Origin of the sequence: Gordonia alkanivorans NBRC 16433 (assembly GCF_000225505.1) — a bacterium.
In the GTDB taxonomy this organism is placed as follows: Bacteria; Actinomycetota; Actinomycetes; order Mycobacteriales; family Mycobacteriaceae; genus Gordonia; species Gordonia alkanivorans.
The window spans coordinates 61,420-78,863 of the sequence record NZ_BACI01000060.1 but is presented as its reverse complement, the minus strand read 5'-3'; the positions used below and the strand labels follow the sequence as shown (position 1 = coordinate 78,863).

16 protein-coding genes, 1 tRNA gene and 1 other RNA gene are annotated in these 17,444 nt (G+C 68.5%); 3 read left to right on the top strand and 15 right to left on the bottom strand.

Going from position 1 to position 17,444, the window contains the following annotated elements; all coding sequences use genetic code 11:
- Position 1: 1 nt before the first annotated feature.
- From GOALK_RS11385 to GOALK_RS11350, 8 genes are all read right to left on the bottom strand, one after another.
- A complete protein-coding gene (locus GOALK_RS11385; protein ID WP_006358968.1) occupies positions 2 to 742 on the bottom strand; it encodes a uracil-DNA glycosylase in 741 nt (246 codons plus the stop codon).
- Positions 743 to 775: 33 nt separating this feature from the next.
- Positions 776 to 1,336, bottom strand: coding sequence for a uridine kinase family protein (locus GOALK_RS11380; RefSeq protein WP_006358967.1), 561 nt, complete (start codon positions 1,334 to 1,336; stop codon positions 776 to 778).
- Positions 1,333 to 2,922 (bottom strand): alpha/beta fold hydrolase, encoded by a 1,590-nt coding sequence (locus tag GOALK_RS11375; RefSeq protein ID WP_040004149.1) that lies wholly within the window; start codon positions 2,920 to 2,922, stop codon positions 1,333 to 1,335. Before GOALK_RS11375 ends, GOALK_RS11380 begins: the two co-directional genes overlap by 4 nt.
- A gap of 82 nt (positions 2,923 to 3,004) precedes the next feature.
- The gene (gene recR, locus GOALK_RS11370; RefSeq protein ID WP_006358965.1) at positions 3,005 to 3,616 is read right to left on the bottom strand and encodes a recombination mediator RecR; all 612 of its coding nucleotides are present in this window, start codon (positions 3,614 to 3,616) and stop codon (positions 3,005 to 3,007) included.
- A 51-nt stretch (positions 3,617 to 3,667) separates the two neighbouring features.
- Positions 3,668 to 4,084 carry a YbaB/EbfC family nucleoid-associated protein gene (locus tag GOALK_RS11365; RefSeq protein WP_005199059.1) on the bottom strand — a complete coding sequence of 139 codons (417 nt, stop codon included), beginning with the start codon at positions 4,082 to 4,084 and terminating at the stop codon, positions 3,668 to 3,670.
- Positions 4,062 to 4,391 carry a hypothetical protein gene (locus GOALK_RS11360; RefSeq protein WP_006358963.1) on the bottom strand — a complete coding sequence of 110 codons (330 nt, stop codon included), beginning with the start codon at positions 4,389 to 4,391 and terminating at the stop codon, positions 4,062 to 4,064. Before GOALK_RS11360 ends, GOALK_RS11365 begins: the two co-directional genes overlap by 23 nt.
- Before the next feature lie 65 nt (positions 4,392 to 4,456).
- Positions 4,457 to 5,323: a pseudouridine synthase gene (locus tag GOALK_RS11355; protein WP_006358962.1), complete on the bottom strand. Its 867-nt coding sequence runs from the start codon at positions 5,321 to 5,323 to the stop codon at positions 4,457 to 4,459.
- A gap of 68 nt (positions 5,324 to 5,391) precedes the next feature.
- On the bottom strand, positions 5,392 to 5,829 hold the full coding sequence (locus tag GOALK_RS11350; RefSeq protein WP_006358961.1) for an SRPBCC family protein: 438 nt from the start codon (positions 5,827 to 5,829) through the stop codon (positions 5,392 to 5,394).
- Positions 5,830 to 5,910: 81 nt separating this feature from the next.
- Between GOALK_RS11350 and GOALK_RS11345 the strand changes: the two genes are divergently transcribed.
- Entirely contained in the window at positions 5,911 to 7,293 is a 1,383-nt protein-coding gene (locus tag GOALK_RS11345) for an FAD-binding oxidoreductase (protein WP_006358960.1), read from the top strand.
- Positions 7,290 to 8,609: a class I SAM-dependent methyltransferase gene (locus GOALK_RS11340; RefSeq protein ID WP_006358959.1), complete on the top strand. Its 1,320-nt coding sequence runs from the start codon at positions 7,290 to 7,292 to the stop codon at positions 8,607 to 8,609. Before GOALK_RS11345 ends, GOALK_RS11340 begins: the two co-directional genes overlap by 4 nt.
- An 82-nt stretch (positions 8,610 to 8,691) precedes the next feature.
- On the opposite strand, the gene GOALK_RS11335 is transcribed toward GOALK_RS11340, so the two are convergent.
- From GOALK_RS11335 to GOALK_RS11315, 6 genes are all read right to left on the bottom strand, one after another.
- On the bottom strand, positions 8,692 to 9,420 hold the full coding sequence (locus tag GOALK_RS11335; protein ID WP_006358958.1) for a M15 family metallopeptidase: 729 nt from the start codon (positions 9,418 to 9,420) through the stop codon (positions 8,692 to 8,694).
- 32 nt (positions 9,421 to 9,452) lie between these two features.
- The gene (locus tag GOALK_RS11330) at positions 9,453 to 12,047 is read right to left on the bottom strand and encodes a DNA polymerase III subunit gamma and tau (protein ID WP_006358957.1); all 2,595 of its coding nucleotides are present in this window, start codon (positions 12,045 to 12,047) and stop codon (positions 9,453 to 9,455) included.
- 43 nt (positions 12,048 to 12,090) lie between these two features.
- Entirely contained in the window at positions 12,091 to 13,551 is a 1,461-nt protein-coding gene (locus GOALK_RS11325) for a glycosyltransferase 87 family protein (protein ID WP_035754412.1), read from the bottom strand.
- Positions 13,552 to 13,662: 111 nt separating this feature from the next.
- Positions 13,663 to 14,937 (bottom strand): aspartate aminotransferase type Ic, encoded by a 1,275-nt coding sequence (locus GOALK_RS11320; RefSeq protein WP_006358955.1) that lies wholly within the window; start codon positions 14,935 to 14,937, stop codon positions 13,663 to 13,665.
- 70 nt (positions 14,938 to 15,007) lie between these two features.
- Positions 15,008 to 15,102, bottom strand: an RNA gene (ffs, locus tag GOALK_RS23465) — signal recognition particle sRNA small type.
- Positions 15,103 to 15,257: 155 nt separating this feature from the next.
- A tRNA-Ser gene (locus GOALK_RS11315) sits at positions 15,258 to 15,346 on the bottom strand.
- Positions 15,347 to 15,425: 79 nt separating this feature from the next.
- Here GOALK_RS11315 and GOALK_RS11310 point away from each other — a divergent pair.
- Positions 15,426 to 16,274: an NmrA/HSCARG family protein gene (locus tag GOALK_RS11310; protein WP_006358954.1), complete on the top strand. Its 849-nt coding sequence runs from the start codon at positions 15,426 to 15,428 to the stop codon at positions 16,272 to 16,274.
- A gap of 87 nt (positions 16,275 to 16,361) precedes the next feature.
- Here GOALK_RS11310 and GOALK_RS11305 read toward each other — a convergent pair whose 3' ends face one another.
- Positions 16,362 to 17,444 carry a DNA polymerase domain-containing protein gene (locus GOALK_RS11305; RefSeq protein WP_006358953.1) on the bottom strand — a complete coding sequence of 361 codons (1,083 nt, stop codon included), beginning with the start codon at positions 17,442 to 17,444 and terminating at the stop codon, positions 16,362 to 16,364.

Here is a 17,444-nt window from a genome sequence, read left to right as displayed (position 1 = left end):
CTCACTCCCCCGGCACGATCCCCGCGGACTCCGCCGCGGCTTTCAGCACGTCCACGAGCATCTCGACGGTCAGCCGTCCGGTGAAGGTGTTGTGCTGACTCACGTGGTAGCACCCGAACACCTCGAGGACCGCGTCGCCGCGGGTCAGGATCGTCGACGCGCCGTGCCCGAACTTCGGCGCCGGCCGCGGCACCGTCCAGCCGAGCGCGCCGAACGTGCGCAGCGTCGACTGCCAACCGAAGGCGCCCAGCGTGATCACGGATCGCGCCGTCGGAGCGAGCAATTCGAGCTCACCGTGCAGCCAGTGCGAGCACCGGTCCCGCTCCTCGACCGTCGGTTTGTTCTGCGGCGGAGCGCAGTGCACGGGCGCGGTGATCCGGGTGTCGAACAGTTCCAGCCCGTCGTCCATCGACACCGAGTGCGGCTGACTCACCAGGCCGGCGAGATACATGGCGGAGAACAGGAAGTCACCGGACTGGTCGCCGGTGAACATCCGGCCGGTGCGATTGCCGCCGTGGGCGGCCGGCGCGAGACCCACGATCAGCAACCGCGCATCCGCCGGTCCGATGCCCGGGACCGGCCGTCCCCAGTACTCCTGGTCGGCGAACGCCCGACGCTTCTCACGGGCCACCTGTTCGCGCCACTCGACGAGCCGCGGGCATGCGCGACAGTCGATCAGCAGCGCATCGAGCTCCGCGAGGTCACGGAATCCCGGATCACGAAAGTGCCGTCGGGTGCCCATATCCGACAGTAACCGCGAGCGGCGGTGGAGCGATCAGTCCAGTACGACGCAGCGTTCGCGCGTGCGGTCGACCGCGAACCAGCCGCGTTCGAACTCCTGCCATTGCTGCAGGTGGGCGCGCGACCCCTCGCCGTCCCGTGCGACGGCCCGCTCCAGACGCTCGGCCTCGGTTCCGCCGTCGAGCCACAGGGCGTGGGTCAACCGGTCGGCGATGCGACGCCGCGCCGACGACACCCCTTCGATGATCAGCAGCGGCTGCCACTCGATCCACACCGGCGGCCCGGGCGTCGCGACACCGTCGCGCCACACCCGAGGCCGATAGCGGTAGTCCCATCGCCGGACGAAGGAATGCAGCACATCGGCTTCCAGTTCGGGCCACCAGGCGACCGGGTCGTCCCAGGAGGCGAAGTCGTCGGTGCGCACCAGCGTCACCCCGGCGCCCCGCTCACGCAGTTGCGCGACCAGTAGATCCGCGACCGTCGACTTGCCCGCTCCCGACGGTCCGTCGATGGCGACGATGCCCGAGTCGAGCTGCCCGGCGAGTTCGGCGACCCGCGCACCGATCTCGGGGGCGACGCGGTCGGCCGCCGTCACCGCACCGCCACACCCGCGGACAGACCCGGCGGGAACGTGGTCAGTGGTGCGGTGATCGGCGCCTCCGGGACACGGGTGACCGCGGTCCGCCCGGTCCGCAGGTACTCGGCGATGGCGGCGTCGAGCGGCCGGTTCGCACGGCCCAACTGACCGTGGTCTCCCCCGCCGACGGTGATCAGGTGGCTGTCCATCTGCCGCCGCATGACCAGGCTTCCGCGGTACGGCGTCTGGGGATCGCCGATGCTCTGGATCTGCAACGGCCGTACGGCGAGGCCCCGATTCCGGATCTGGATCGGGCGGGTGACCGGAGCCGCTCCCGCACAGGCCATCCCCGACCGGTAGACGAATCCCGGCGCCTCGAACGGGTCGGCGGTGACGTAGCCGGTGATGAACGCCGGGAGGCTCATCGACGGGTCGGCCGGCACCTGGTTCTCGTTGCACAGGACGATCCCCTGCATGTCCTGTGAGACCGTCGCAGCTTCGAGAACCGCGGGTGGGGGCTCGGCGAACTTCCGGGCGGTACCGGCCGTCATCATCGCGATGACCGGCCAGAGGTTCCGATCGGGCGCAAACGCCCGCGTCAGGATCAGGAGTCCCGAGTTCGCCTGCACCGAACCGGGTGTCAGCAGCGTCGCAACGAAGTTCTCGAACCGTGCACGCGCATCCGCGGTCAGGTCGGTCCCGGCGATGTACTGGTCGGCGACGGCGCGAAGCCCCGGCGGAACGTCCCCGACCCGTGCCGGTGGCGCGACCAGAGACGGCGGGACGCCCGCCTCGGCGCTGACACGGTTGCTCCACTTCCGGTACACGGCAAGCGGAGTGGCACCGAGATGGTAGATGCGATCGTTTCGGGCGATCCAGGCCATCATGGCGTGGACGCGGGCCTTGTAACCGGGGGTCTGCGTATCCAGGAGTGCGTTCCACACGACGCCGGGATCGAAGCCGGAATCGAGGACCATGCGATCCACCCGCTGGGGGAACAGCGTCGCGTAGGTCGCGAAGAGCAACGTCCCGTAGGAGATGCCGTACAGGCTGATCGCGGACTCGCCCAGCGCCCGACGGACCACCTCGATGTCGCGTGCGGTGTTCTCCGTGGTGAGGGTCGACCCGACACCCGGCGTTTGCCGTTCGCACCGATCTCGATTGAGTTTCCCTGCGGCGGTGAAGGTTTCGGGCTCCGATCCGGTGATCGGGTCACACTTGAGCGGAGTGCCCGACACCAGCCCACGCGGCTGCACCGCAACGAGATCCCACTGATCGCGCACCTCGTCCGGCACACGCAACTGGCTGAACATCGCGATCCCGTCGCCGCCGGGGCCTCCCGGGTTGCCCATCAGGACACCGCGGCGCTGCGCCCGATCGCGTGCGGGAACACGGCTCACCAACAGCTCGATCGTGGGCCCGTTCGGCTTGGCGTGATTCAGCGGGACCTCGACCGCGGCACACCGGACGCTCGCCGGCACGCCGTGCACGGCGGGACATGACGTCCATTCCAGCTCGGGCACCGCAGCCCCGGCGGGAGCCACGACCCGTGCCGTGTCCGCCAGGCCGGCGACGGCGACAGCGGCCACCCCCGCCGCGATCACCCGGACTCGTCGACGCCCCCGCTTCAGCGATATCACTCCCCGACCTTAGCCGGGCTCACGAGGTACGCCCGCGTTCGGTTCCTCAGGCGAGAATCCGGCGCCCGGACAGGGCCCGGCCGAGGGTCAGTTCGTCGGCGAACTCGAGGTCGCCGCCCATCGGCAGACCCGACGCCAGGCGCGTCACCGACAGCCCGGGGAAATCCTTGAGCATGCGCTGCAGGTAGGTGGCGGTGGCCTCGCCCTCGGTGTTGGGGTCGGTCGCGACGATCACCTCGCTGACGTCGACGCCGTCCTCCTGATTGGCGAGCCGACGCAGCAGCTCGCGGATACGGAGTTGGTCGGGCCCGATCCCCGACAACGGATCAAGGGCCCCGCCGAGCACGTGGTAGCGACCGGTGAACTCCTTGGTCCGCTCGATCGCGTGCACATCCTTGGGTTCTTCGACGACGCAGATCTTGGTGGCATCGCGTCGCGCATCCGAGCAGATCCGGCACAGCCGGTTCGCCGACACGTTTCCGCATTCGGCGCAGAACACGACGTCGTCGCGCACGCGTCCGAGCGCGGCGATCAGCCGGTCGATGTCGGACTTCTCCCCCGCGAGCAGATGGAAGGCGATCCGCTGCGCACCCTTGGGACCGAGCCCCGGCTGTTTGGCCAGTTCGTCGATCAGATCCTGGATCGGTCCTTCATACATCGCGTGCCCGGGTTCTCTGGTGTGGTGGGAAGGATCGCGCGGCGGGCGCGATCAGCCGCCGAGCCCGGGGATGCCGCCGCCGAGGCCTCCGGCCAGCGGACCCATCTTCTCGCTCGTGAGCTGCTCACGCTTCTGCGACAGGTCGGCGAGCGCGCCGAGCAGCAGATCCTGCAGGGTCTCCACATCCTCGGGGTCGACGACCTTGGGGTCGATGGACACCGCGGTCACCTCGCCGGTGCCGTTGCCGGTCACGGTGACCAGGCCGTTGCCCGCGCTCCCGACGATCTCCGCCGCGGCGATCTCGTTCTGTGCCGACAGGAGCTTCTCCTGCATCTGCTGCGCCTGGGCCAGCAGACCCGCCATCGGGTTCTCGCCGCCCTGGCCGCCGCCGAACAATGCGCTGGGATCGAATGGTTGCGTCACGCCGTCCAGGGTAGCCCCCGGGTCAGCGCAACAATCGATCGACATGCGCGGCGATGTCGTCGACGCTCACCTCGTCGACCGGGCTGATCTCGAAGGACAGCACCTCGTCGCCGAACAGATGACCGGCTCGTCGTGTGAGAGAGAACTCGAAACGGTCCTCGACCCGCCGCCACTCGACGATCCCGCCGTAGATTGGCGCACTCGCCCCGGTGGTGACGCAGTGTTCGTCGGCCCGGGGGCCGCCGGTGAGATCTCGCTGGATCTGGAAACACGCCAGCGACTCGTCGTCGATGAACACGACGGCCTCGCAGCCCAGGTCGGGGTGTCGTTCGTACGACGCGCGGATGGTCACGGTCGCCAGGGTACTTCTGCCGCCCGCCCCGAGGTCAGCCGCCGAAATCCACCAGGGGCGGCATTTCAGGACACCACCGAGCGACGGCTCACGAACCGGCGCTCCGTCCCGTCGAGCGGGTCCGTGAACTCCAGGGCGTGTGCGACGAGCCGCAGCGGGGAAGAGAAGTCCCCGTGATCGGCCCGTTCCGCGAGCTCGGGGCGTACGTCGGGATACAGCGGATCGTCGACGATGGGCACACCCAGGGACGACATGTGCAGCCGCAGCTGGTGCGTGCGTCCGGTGTGCGGCACCAGCCGGTAGACGCCGCCACGGTCGGTCTGTTCGACGAGGGTGACGTCGCTGATGGCGTTGACCGGCCCGTCGACGACGCGGGCCCGCAGGTCACCGGCGGTTTTTTCGATCCGGTCGCGCACGGTGACGGTCTCGGTGAGTCTCTCGTCGACCGGCGCCAGCGCGCGGTACTCCTTGCGCGCCAGCCGGGAGGCGAACAGGTCATGATACGCCGCCCGGACCTCGGGCCGCAGCGTGAAGAGCAGAACACCGGCGGTGAGCCGGTCCAAGCGGTGGGCCGGCGAGATCGTGTCGCTGCCCAGTTCGCGGCGGAGTCGTACCAGCGCGGTCTGCGTCACGTGACGACCCCGCGGCATGGTGGACAGGAAATGCGGCTTGTCCACGACGACGATGTTCTCGTCGCGGTAGAGCACCGGGACGTCGAACGGGATCGGGACCTCGTCGGGCAGGTCGCGGTACAGGTAGAGCGAGACGTTCACCCGCGACGGCGCGTCGAGGTCGACGGGCTGCCCGTCGGCGTCGACGATCTCGCCGGCCGCGGCACGCGCGTGCAACTCCTCGATCCCGAGATCCGCGAGGCTCGGCGACGCCAGCAGTGCCTCGGCGACGGTGCATTCCGGCCCGGACCGCAGCACCACCCGTGTCGAGTCGACGCCGTCCCGGATCGGGAGCGGCGAAGGCCGCGCCCGCCCCCTCCTGCGCGGGGTCAGTTCTCGAGGCGCTTCTTGAGATTGCCGAGCACCTCGGCCTGAATGCGGTTGAGCCCCTTGGGCGCGAAGGTCTTCTCGAAGAAGCCGCCGATGCCACCGGCACCCTTCCAGGTGGTGGTGGTCGTGACGCGCGAACCGCTGCCCGACGGGGCGACCGTGTAGGTCGTCACCATCGTGGAGTTGGCGTCGCGCTCGGTCACGGTGTCCGGGGTCACGCTGACGGTGGCCTGGACGTCACGCTGCCGCTTCTCGGTGGCCTGCAGGATCCAGTGCACGACGGTGCCGTCGCCGTTGCCGCCGCTGATGACCTTGTAGTCGCGGTAGTGGGCCGGGAGGATCGCCGGACGCACCTCGGTGTAGTCGGCGAGGGCTCCGATGACGGCGTCCGGGGCGGCGGTGATGTCGATCGACTGCGATGCGGAAACCTGACCCACGATGGAACACTCCTCGGGACGAAACGATTGGCGGGCGAACTGATCAAGTCCTAGGCTAACCGGGTGAGCTCTGGCTTGGAGATGGGGGGACAGGCATTTGACCAGGGGGTGTCCGCCCTACTGGCCAGCTATCGTGCCATCCCCCCGAACGCGACCGTGCGCCTTGCGAAGAAGACGTCGAACCTCTTCCGTAAGCGCGCAGCCAATCCACATCCCGGACTGGACGTCTCCGGACTCGACCGGGTGATCTCGGTCGATCCCGATGCCCGCACCGCCGACGTCGCCGGGATGTGCACCTACGAGAACCTGGTCGCGGCGACCCTGCCCTACGGTCTGGCACCACTGGTGGTCCCGCAACTCAAGACGATCACCCTCGGCGGCGCGGTGACCGGCCTGGGTATCGAGAGCACGTCGTTCCGTTCCGGACTGCCGCATGAGTCGGTGTCGGAGATCGACATCCTGACCGGCGACGGCGAGATCATCACCGCGACGCCCACCAACGAGCACGCCGACCTGTTCTTCGGCTTCCCGAACTCCTATGGCACGCTGGGCTATTCGGTCCGTCTGCGCATCGAGCTCGAACCGGTGAAGCCCTACGTCGCGTTGCGGCACGTGCGATTCACCTCGATCGCCGAGCTGCAGGCGACGATGGAGACGATCGTCACCGAGAAGACCTACGACGGCGAACAGGTCGACTACCTCGACGGAGTCGTGTTCTCCGCCCACGAGTCCTACCTCACGCTCGGACGCCAGACCGACGAGGAAGGCCCGGTCAGCGACTACACCGGGATGGACATCTACTACCGGTCGGTTCAGAACAAGACCACCGACCGTCTCACCATCCACGACTACCTCTGGCGCTGGGACACCGACTGGTTCTGGTGCTCACGGGCGTTCGGGGCACAGAATCCGAAGATCCGCCGCTGGTGGCCGAAGCGCTACCTGCGCAGCAGCTTCTACTGGAAGCTGATCGGACTCGACCAGCGCTGGGACATCGGCGACCGCCTCAACGCCCGCAAGGGCCTCCCGCCGGGCGAACGGGTCGTGCAGGACATCGAGGTGCCGATCGAGCACACCACCGACTACGTCGAATGGTTCCTGGACAACATTCCGATCGAACCGATCTGGCTGTGCCCGCTGCGCCTTCGCGAACCGGCCCTGCCGGGTTCGGATCCGGTGCGCCCGTGGCCGCTCTACCCGCTCGAACCGCAACGCGCCTACGTCAACGTCGGCTTCTGGTCGGCCGTGCCGGTCACCCCGGGCGATCCCGGGCACACCAACAAGATCATCGAACGCAAGGTCGCCGAACTCGACGGCCACAAGTCGCTGTACTCGGAAAGTTTCTACGAGCCGGAAGAGTTCGACGAACTCTACGGCGGAGAGAGTTATCGGCTCCTGAAGAAGCGGTACGACCCCCGCGGCCGCCTTCTGGACCTCTATGCGAAAGCGGTGAAACGCCAATGACGACATTCAAAGACGCACCGATCGGTGCGGACTCCCATTCGGGGAAGATGTCCCTGTCGGAGATCTTCGAGACCCTCCTGGGCGGCAACCTGTCCATCCGGATCTCGGCGTACGACGGCAGCAGCGCAGGCCCGGCCGACGCCCAGTACGGCCTCAACCTGAAGACTCCGCGCGGCACCACCTACCTCGTCACGGCGCCCGGCGATCTCGGTCTGGCCCGCGCCTATATCGCCGGTGACCTCGAACTCATCGGCGCACACCCCGGCGATCCGTACCCCGCGCTGAAGGCGCTCGCGAGCGATCTGGACTTCCACCGTCCGTCGCCGCTGGCCCTGGCACAGATCGCGCGCTCGCTCGGCATCGAACACTTCAAGCCGATCGCCCCGCCGCCGCAGGAGGCCGTACCGCGCTGGCGCCGTTTCGCGGAGGGCCTGCGCCACAGCAAAGCTCGTGACGCCGAGGTCATCCACTACCACTACGACGTCTCGAACACCTTCTACGAGTGGGTCCTCGGCCCGTCGATGACCTACACGTGTGCGGTGTACCCCGACCACGACGCGTCGCTCGAGACCGCCCAGGACAACAAGTACCGCCTCATCTTCGAGAAGCTGCGCCTCAAGCCCGGTGACCGGCTCCTCGACATCGGTTGCGGCTGGGGCGGAATGGTCCGCTACGCCGCCAAGCGCGGGGTGCACGCGATCGGCGCGACGCTGTCGGCCGAGCAGGCGGAGTGGGCCCAGAAGGCCATCGTCGACGAAGGACTCTCGGACTTCGCCGAGGTGCGTCACAGCGACTACCGCGACATCACCGAATCCGGTTTCGACGCGGTCTCGTCGATCGGCCTGACCGAGCACATCGGCGTCGGCAACTACCCGGCCTACTTCGGTTTCATGCGCGACAAGCTGCGACCGGGCGGAATGCTGTTGAACCATTGCATCACCCGGCCCGACAACGCGAGCCGCAGCAAGGCGGGTTCGTTCATCGACCGCTACGTCTTCCCCGACGGGGAGCTCACCGGCTCGGGCAAGATCATCTCCAAGCTCCAGGACATCGGCGGCATGGAAGTGCTCCACGAGGAGAACTTCCGCGAGCACTACGCGATGACCCTGCGCGACTGGAACGCCAACCTCGTCGAGCACTGGGACGAGGCCGTGGCCGAGGTCGGCGAGGGCACCGCCCGCCTGTGGGGCCTGTACATGGCGGGATGCCGGATCGGCTTCGACCGCAACATCATCCAGCTCCATCACGTGCTGGCGACCAAGCTCGACGACCGCGGCGGCCATCAGGTCCCCCTGCGGCCCTGGTGGAACGCCTGAGCCTGCTCGACCAACGAGACCCCGTCGGATGCCCGGCGGGGTCCCGTCGTCGAGGTCCCGGGATTGTTCAGGCCAGGGCGGCTCAGACCAGGGGGACGTCGACGATCGGCCGGCGCACGTCCGCGCCCGGGCCGTCGAAGTGCCACCATTCGCCGGAATAGACGGTCAGTCCTCCGTCGGCCATCGCCTGGCGCAATCGCGCCCGAGCAGCCTGCGCCGGCGCCGAGACCCCCTGTGTCGCATATGCGTTCGCACGCGGGGTAAACGAGTCGAAGTCGGTGCCCATGTCGACGCGACAGAGGTTGCCGATCTTGCGCGGGGCCGGACAGCCCGGACTGCGGACCGCCAGGGTGACGTCGACCGAACGACCGGTCTCATGGCTGGTCGAGTACGGACCCGGGGCTGCGACCCACGCCGGGTCGGGGACCTTCTGGAACATCTTCTGCTGCACCGAATGCGGCCGGTAGCAATCCCAGAACACCAGCGTCTGACCCCCGGCCCGAAGTTTCTGGGCCGCGGTCCTCAGACCCGGCGCCATCGACTCGTGCACCAGACAGCGAGCATCCGGCGGATACAGCCGCTCACCGACGAAGTTGTCGGTCGTCGCGTAGCGCAGATCCAGCACTGCGTCCGCGACGACGCTCTTCACGTCGACGAGGCCGACCGCGCGTGTCTGCCGGTCGACGGAGTGCCTCGGCGTCGGCGACGGCGAGTCGACGGGAGCCGCCTCGGCACATGCCATCGACAACGTCAGCGCCGCAGCCATTGCTGCCGGCGCCGTGGTCAGACGTAGGACCGATCGGATCTGCATCTCTGCGTTCTACCAGCCCTTCGTCTCGACGGTCACTCGATCGGTCGTGCCCCGAGCTCGGACTTGAGAAGTTCGAGCGCGACCTGATCGGGATCGAGACGTTGTTCGGGGGCTCCGGTGCGTGCGTCGGCGACCATCTCGGCCCGCTCCTCGTCGGGGATGTCCTCGTCCGCGCGTGGCGGCTCGGGCTCCTCCGGCTCGGCCACCGGTTCGGGCGGCGGAGGCGCAGCCGCCGACTGGTCACGAGACCGGCTCGGGCGTGAATACGACTGCCGGGGCTTGGCCTGCTGCTTCGCGGACTGTGCGCCACCGGCCGCCGACGACGCGACCGCAGTGCCCGGCGCCTGATGCACGGTGCGCACGTCGAGCGGTGTGCCGAAGACCTCGGAAAGCGCCTCCCGGATGATCGTCACCGCGTGCGGTGCCGAGAGTCGTCCGACGAGCACCTCGACCGGGTGGCCGAGCACCACCGTGGTGCCCTCGAGATCGGCGATGACCGCCGCAGACAACATCGGCTCGAGACTCTTCGACCGCTCCCGCACCGCGGCCCGGATCTCCGGATAGCGTTTGCGGATCGCGTCGGCGTCGAGCCCGCCCGAGGGAGCCGGTTCTGGTTCCGGTTCCGGTTCTGGCTCCGGTTCGGGGCGCTTCGCCCGGACCGGCATCGCGTCGGGCGGCGGGACCGAGTACTCGTCGACCGGCTCGTCCGGCAACGGGATGTCGTCGGTGTAGGCCGGCTGGGCCGGCTCGGCAGTGGGTTCCCGGGTCGGCTCCGGAGCCGGTTCGGCCACGGGTGCCCGCCAGGGCGGTTCCGGTGCCGTCGGGGTGCCGCCGTTCCGGACGCCAGGGCGTACGGGTTCCGAGACCGGGGCCGGCGCGATGTTCTCTGCCTCGGGCTCTGCCCCGGGAAGGTCGAGAGTCGGTGCCGCAGCGTCGACTTCGAGAGCCTCGGCGTCGAGGGTCTCGGTGTCGAGGGTCTCGGTGTCGGGAGTGTCGGCGTCGGCGGCGTCGAGATCCCCGAGATCGAGCGCCTCGGGTTCCGGCAGGGCGTCGGGGTCGGGAAGCGCGTCGGGATCGGGGATGGCGTCGAGCGCGGGCTGCTCGACACCCAGCTCCTCGAGCATGTCCGCGTCGTCGGTCTCGACGGCGGCAACCACGTCCACCGGCGGTGCGGCAGCGACCGGCTCCGCGGCGGGCGGCGCCGGGTCGGGCTCGGAAACCGCAGGTGCAGAGGCGGGTTCGGCCGGCGCCGGTTCGACCGCCGCGGGCTTCACCGCCGGCACAGGCGGTTCGGGCGCGGTGGGTTCCGGAGCGGGCGCGGCGACCGGGGTGTCGGCCTCGGCAACCTCGGCCGCAGTGCGGCGTGCCTCCTCGGCCGCCTTCGCCTCTTCCATCGCCTTGCGCTGCGACGGACGCACGAACTTCGGTTCCGGTTCGGGCTCAGCGGGTTTCGCGGGCACCGGGATCGACGTGGTGCCGATTCCCGACTCCAGACGCTCGAGCCGCTGCAGCAGAGCGGCGTCGTCGTTCGACACGCCGGGCAGCAGCATGCGCGCGCACATCACCTCGAGCAGGAGGCGCGGTGACGTGGTTCCGCGCATCTCGCCGAGGGCGTCGTGCACGATCTCGGCGAAGCGCGTCAACGAGGCGGGGCCGAGCGTCTCGATCTGGCTCTGCATGCGTGCGAGCTGATCACCGGGCGCCTCGACCAGGCCGCGGTCGGCGGCATCGGGAACGGCCTGCAGCAGGATCAGGTCGCGGAGCCGTTCGAGGAGATCGACCGCGAAGCGTCGTGGGTCGTGCCCCGCGTCGACGACCTTCTCGACGGCCCCGAACAGAGCCGCGCCGTCGGCCGACGCCAGCGCGTCGACGGCGGTGTCGATGAGTGCGACGTCGGTGACGCCGAGCAGTGCGAGTGCGCGCTCGTAGGCGACGCCCTGGTCGTCGGCGCCGGCGAGGAGCTGATCGAGGATCGACAGCGAGTCACGCGGCGAACCACCACCGGCACGGATGACCAGCGGGTAGACCTCGGGCGCGACGGTCACGCCCTCCCGCTCACAGATCTTCTCCAGCAGCCCGCGCATGACCGGCGGGGCGAGCAGACGGAACGGGTAGTGGTGCGTACGCGAACGGATCGTCGGCAGCACCTTCTCGGGTTCGGTCGTCGCGAACACGAAGATCAGGTGCTCCGGCGGCTCCTCCACGATCTTGAGCAGCGCGTTGAAGCCGGCGTTGGTCACCATGTGCGCCTCGTCGACGATGAACACGCGATAACGCGACTCGGCCGGCGCATAGAACGCGCGGTCGCGCAGCTCGCGGGTGTCGTCGACGCCGCCATGGCTGGCTGCGTCGAGTTCGATGACGTCGAGGTTGCCGGGACCGCCGGGAGCGAGAGCCACGCACGACGTGCAGGTGCCGCACGGACGCGAGGTGGGACCCTCGGCACAGTTCAACGACCGCGCCAGGATTCGCGCCGACGACGTCTTGCCACACCCGCGCGGACCGGAGAACAGGTACGCGTGGTTGATGCGCCCCGAGTCGAGGGCACGGCTCAACGGATCGGTGACGTGCTCCTGCCCCACGACGTCGGCGAAGGTAGCCGGGCGATAGGTGCGATACAGAGCCACGCGTCGAGAGTACCGGCGACCCGTGACATCGGATGCGCCTGCCTCACACTGCGGGCGACGCCCCCGTCTCGGGTGCTTCACCCATCGACTCACCGGCGGTTCCGACCAGGTCATCGGCCATGTCGTCGGACACGTTCACCCGCTCGGCGTCGGCTCGTGCCGACGGTTCGACGACCCGCGGACTCCCGCCCTCGGCCGGCTCGCCGGCCAGTCCGCCGTCGGCGATGACCGCTGCCGCGACCCCCGGGGCGATGACCGCAGCCGGCTCGGCCGCGGTGGTCGAACGGGAGCCGAAAACCCGCAGGGCGACGACCGTCGCGATCAGGATTCCCACGAACGCGAACAGATAGGGGCTGACGGTGAACCAGTTGAGCCATGTGACCCGCGTCTTCACGTAGAGCCCGGTGTAGTAGCCATCGGGAACGAGCGCGGGGACGTGCGTCGGCCACGCGAACGCGAGCAACACGAGCGCCGCAACACCCACCGCCGCCAGGCCCCGCTCGAGCTGGGTTCGCCTCAGGTCGAGGGCCAGGTGGACCCCGATCACCACGATCGGCACGAACCAGACCCAGTGGTGCCCCCACGACATCGGCGACACCACGCATGCGGTCATGCCGACGATGCTGATCGCGAGCAGTTCCTGGCCCCTGCGGTGGGCATAGGTGGCGACCGCGAATCCGGCGACGAGCGCGGTCAGTGCCAGGGCTCCCCACAGGAGTGTCGACGGGTGGTCGGTGTCGAGGTGGTTGGCGAGCATTCCGCGGATCGATTGGTTGCCGCGCAGTTGCGCCGAACCGACACGTTCGGACTGGAACAGCTTGCCGGTCCAGTAGGCCCAGGAGTCACGCGGCAGGACGATGAACCCGATCGCGACGGTCATGACGAAGCCGCCGATGACACCGAAGAACGCGCGCCAGTTGCGTTGCACCGCGTAGTAACCGGCGAAGATCAGCGGCGTGAGCTTGATCCCGGCGGCGATGCCGGCGCCCACGCCCTTGGTCCTGCTGGTGTCGGGACGGGTCAGGTCGGCCAGGATGAGGAGCATCAGGAAGACGTTGATCTGGCCGTACCAGATGGTGGTGCGGACGGGCTCGAGCAGCATCGCGACCGCGACGAGCGACATCGCGATGACCCGCAGCGGCCACGTCACCGGCCGGCCGAGACTGCGGAAGCTGAGCATGACGACGAGATAGAGGGCGACCACGATGCCCGCGGTCCACAACCATCGCGCCACGTCGAAGGAGATCAACGCGAGCGGAGTGAAGAGCAACGCCGAGAACGGTGAGTACGTGTAGTCGAGGTCGCCGATCATCTTGACGTCGTAGAGGCTGGCGCCTTCGGTGACCGCTTGAGCACCCTGCCGATAGACGGCCAGGTCGATCTGGTTGTTCAGCAGACCCCAGAACTGGGCTCCCCAGGGCACGACGACATCCTGGAGGACAAGCGCGATGACCCCCACGATGGCGAAACCGGATGCGAGAAGAACCGGCCTGGGCAGATTCACGATTTACAAGAGTGGCATAAGAGTCGGCACATACCGGCTACTCATCGCCGAATGAGAGCTATCTAACGCCGATCCGGCGTTTGACAGCGGCGTGTCGGCGAGACGAGTGGCTCAGCTGCGCTCCGCCAGGAGGGTCTCGGCCGAGGCGAGGAGCACGCACGTCGCGACCCCGTCCATCGCGGCCCGCAGGTCGTCGGTGTTCGGGAAGGTCGGTGCGAGACGGATGTTCCGGTCGTGCGGATCGGTCTTGTACGGGAACGCGGAACCTGCGCCGGTCAGCGCGATTCCGGCTTCCTTCGCCAGTTCGATGGTGCGTCGGGCGGCGCCGTCGACGACGTCGAGACTGATGAAGTACCCACCCTCGGGCTCCGACCACGAGGCGACCTTCGACTCGACCAGCCGGTCTTCGAGGATGTCGAGCACCAGCTTGAACTTCGGCGCCAGGATCTCGCGGTGGCGGGCCATGTGGGCGCGCACGCCGTCGGCGTTCCCGAAGAACTTGAGGTGACGCAGCTGGTTGACCTTGTCCGGGCCGATGGTCTTGAGGCCGAGGTACTTGCTGAACCACGCGAGGTTCTCGTCCGACGACCCGAAGAACGCCACCCCGCCGCCGGCGAAGGTGATCTTCGACGTCGAGCCGAGGACGTACACGCGGTTGGGATGACCGGCTTCGACGGCCATCTCGAGGACGCGCAGCGGCGTCGGCGGGGCCTCCACGAGGGTGTGCACCGCGTAGGCGTTGTCCCAGTAGATGCGGAAGTCGGGTGCCGCGGGCATCTCGAGCAGACCGCGGGTCACCTCCTCGGAGAAAGTGACGCCGGTCGGGTTCGAGTAGGTGGGCACCGCCCACAGACCCTTGATGCTCGGGTCGTTGGCGACGAGCTCGGCGCAGAGCCGCACGTCGGGGCCGTCGGGGAGCATCGGCACCGGGATCATCTCGATGCCGAAGCTCTCGGTGATCGCGAAGTGACGGTCGTATCCGGGGGCCGGGCACAGGAACTTGATGGTCTGGCGACCCCACGGCTCGTCGGAGTCGGCGGTGCCGTGCAGCAGGCCGAAGACGGTGAGGTCGTGCATGAGCTCGAGGCTCGAGTTGCCGAACGCGATCAGGTTCGCGGGGTCGACGGCGAGCAGCTCGCCGAAGATCTCGCGCAGCTCGGGCAGGCCGTTGAGGCCGCCGTAGTTGCGGGTGTCGGTGCCTTTGCCGTCGCGGTACTCGTCGCCGGGGAGCGACAGCAGCGCGTTGGAGAGATCGAGCTGTTCGGGAGCGGGCTTGCCGCGGGTGAGGTCGAGCTTCAGACCCAGAGCGGCCAGCTCGTCGTAACGCTTCTTCAGATCCGCCTGGGTGTCTCGTAGTTGGTCGACACTCATCGAGTGGAAATTCAACGTTAGACCTCTCGCGCTCGACGCCGGCGCGAGTGTCCGACGACGCAGACCTGGAAATGGAAATCGGGGATATAGGGGACCCCGCGCACCCGAGAGAGCCCGTTGACCCTTGCTGCCTTCCGGCCCTGGGGGAGTTCACAGGATGCACGCCGCGCGGGATCCGTCGTCCAGTGTAGCGAGGGTTCACAGCCGGGTGACACCGGGTGGTCACCACCCCCGCGACGGCCTCGGTCCGTGCAGGCGAGGCGGGTGATCGTCTCCCGGATACGACGAAGGTCCGGGGTGCGCTCCCTTGCGGGTCGTGCACCACGGACCTTCGGTGGCGGAGGATAGGGGATTCGAACCCCTGAGGGCTGTTAACCCAACCCGCGTTCCAGGCGAGCGCCATAGGCCACTAGGCGAATCCTCCAACGTCGAGATGATAGCCGCCGGGGACTCCCACACCCAAACCCGCTTGCCGGCCGCTCGGTCGGCACTAGGGTCGGGGCATGTCCGATTCCTCCCCCATCGTCGTGATCGGGGCGACCGGCGGACAGGGCGGTGCCGTCCTCGACGCGCTGCTCGACGCCGGTTTCGCGGTGCGCGCCCTCGTCCGCGACGCCGTGTCGTCGAAGGCCGCGGCGCTCGCCGACCGCGGTGTCGAACTCGCCGTCGGCGACATCGTGAGTGGCGTAGGACTCACCGATGCGTTCACCGGCGCGGCGGGAGCCTTCGCGCTGACGACGCCCTTCGAGTCCGGCGTCGACGCAGAGGTCGCCCAGGGCACCGCGCTGATCGAGTCGGCGACCGCGGCCGCGCTCCCCTACCTCGTCTTCTCGTCGGTGGCCTCCGCCGACCGCGACACCGCCGTCCCCCACTTCGACTCCAAGTTCGAGGTCGAGCGGATGCTCGCCGCCACCGACATCCCGCACACGATCGTCGGGCCGGCCTACTTCTACGACAACCTGCTCGCCGGGTCCGACGCGCTCGCCGCCGGCGTCATGCCGATCGCGATGCCTGCGGACCAACCGCTGCAACAACTCTCACGCCGCGATCTCGGCCGGTTTGTCGCGACGCTGTTCCGGAACCCGGGTGCGTACACCGGCGAACGGATCGACATCGCCTCCGACCAGCCGACGCCCCTGGAGATGGCGGAGATCGTCGGCGACGCACTCGGAACGACGGTCAGCGCGGAATCCTATGATCCCGAACGCATCCCGTCGCCCGACATGAGTGCGATGTTCACCTTCCTCGGCGAACGCGGCTACGAGGTCGACATCCCCGAACTGCACCGCCGGTTCCCCGACGTCGGATGGCAGACCTTCGCGGAGTGGGCGGCTGAGGCACTGCGCCGCTGAGGTGCCGCCAAAATCGCCAGTTCCGCCGCGAGGCGCCATTTGCAGCTAGCGCTTGCGCACCGAAGTAGCGCTCCTGCGAGCTGGGCGTCAGTCCTCGATCCGGTTGCCCTTCTCGTCCCAGTGTTCGGCGACCTTCTTGCTGGGTTGTACGCGCGGCGGTTCGCCCGGCATCTTGGGATAGCTGGGCGGGTAGGGCATGTCGCCCAACCCGTCCGCATCGTCTTGCTGGACCATCTCCAGCAGTTTCTCGATGCCGCGCCGGTGATCGGCGATGTCGGTCCACGGATCGCCGCGGCGCTCGAGCAGCTTCGGGACGGTTGCCATCGTGCAGTCGTCGGGATCGACGTCGGCCAGTTCGCCCCACGTCACCGGCGTCGACACCCGACCGATCGCGCTGCGTCGTACGGAGTACGGCGACGCCATCGTGCGGTCGCGGGCGTTCTGGTTGAAGTCGATGAAGATCCGTTCCCCGCGTTCCTCTTTCCACCACGACGTGGTGACCCGGTCCGGGTCCCGGCGCTCCAGTTCACGGGCTATCGCGATGACACATCGCCGGGTGGCGATGAAGTCCCACAACGGCTCGATGGGGACGTACACGTGAATTCCTCGGCCACCCGACGTCTTCACGAAGCCCGTGAAGCCGAGTTCGTCGAGCAGGGGCTTCAGCCCGTCGATCGCCACGCTCCGAACGTCGTCGAATGTCGTGCCGGGTTGCGGATCGAGGTCGATGCGGAGCTGATCGGGATGGTCGTTGTCCGGGTGCAGGGTCGGCCAGGTGTGGAAGGTGACGGTCCCCAGGTTCGCCGCCCACACCAGATCGGCCGGCACCGTCGGGCGGATGGCGTCCCCGGTTCGCTTGGACGGGAACATGATCGGCGTGGACTGCACGTGCTCGGGACGCTTCTTCGCGATGTGCTTCTGGTAGATCTCCTCCCCCTCCACGCCGTCGGGGAAGCGTTGCAGGAAGGTCGGCCGGTCGCGCGTCGCGCGCATGAGCGGCCCGTCTCCACTGTCGTCGATGCCGAGCGCGAGTGTCCGGTAGTAGCCGACGAGATCCCGCTTGCGGCCGCCGTTCTCGCCGAGCTCGGGGAAATAGATCTTGTCCGGGTTGCTGAGACGGACGGCGACCCCATCGACGTCGAGTTCTTCTGCGGGAGAACGTGATGCCAT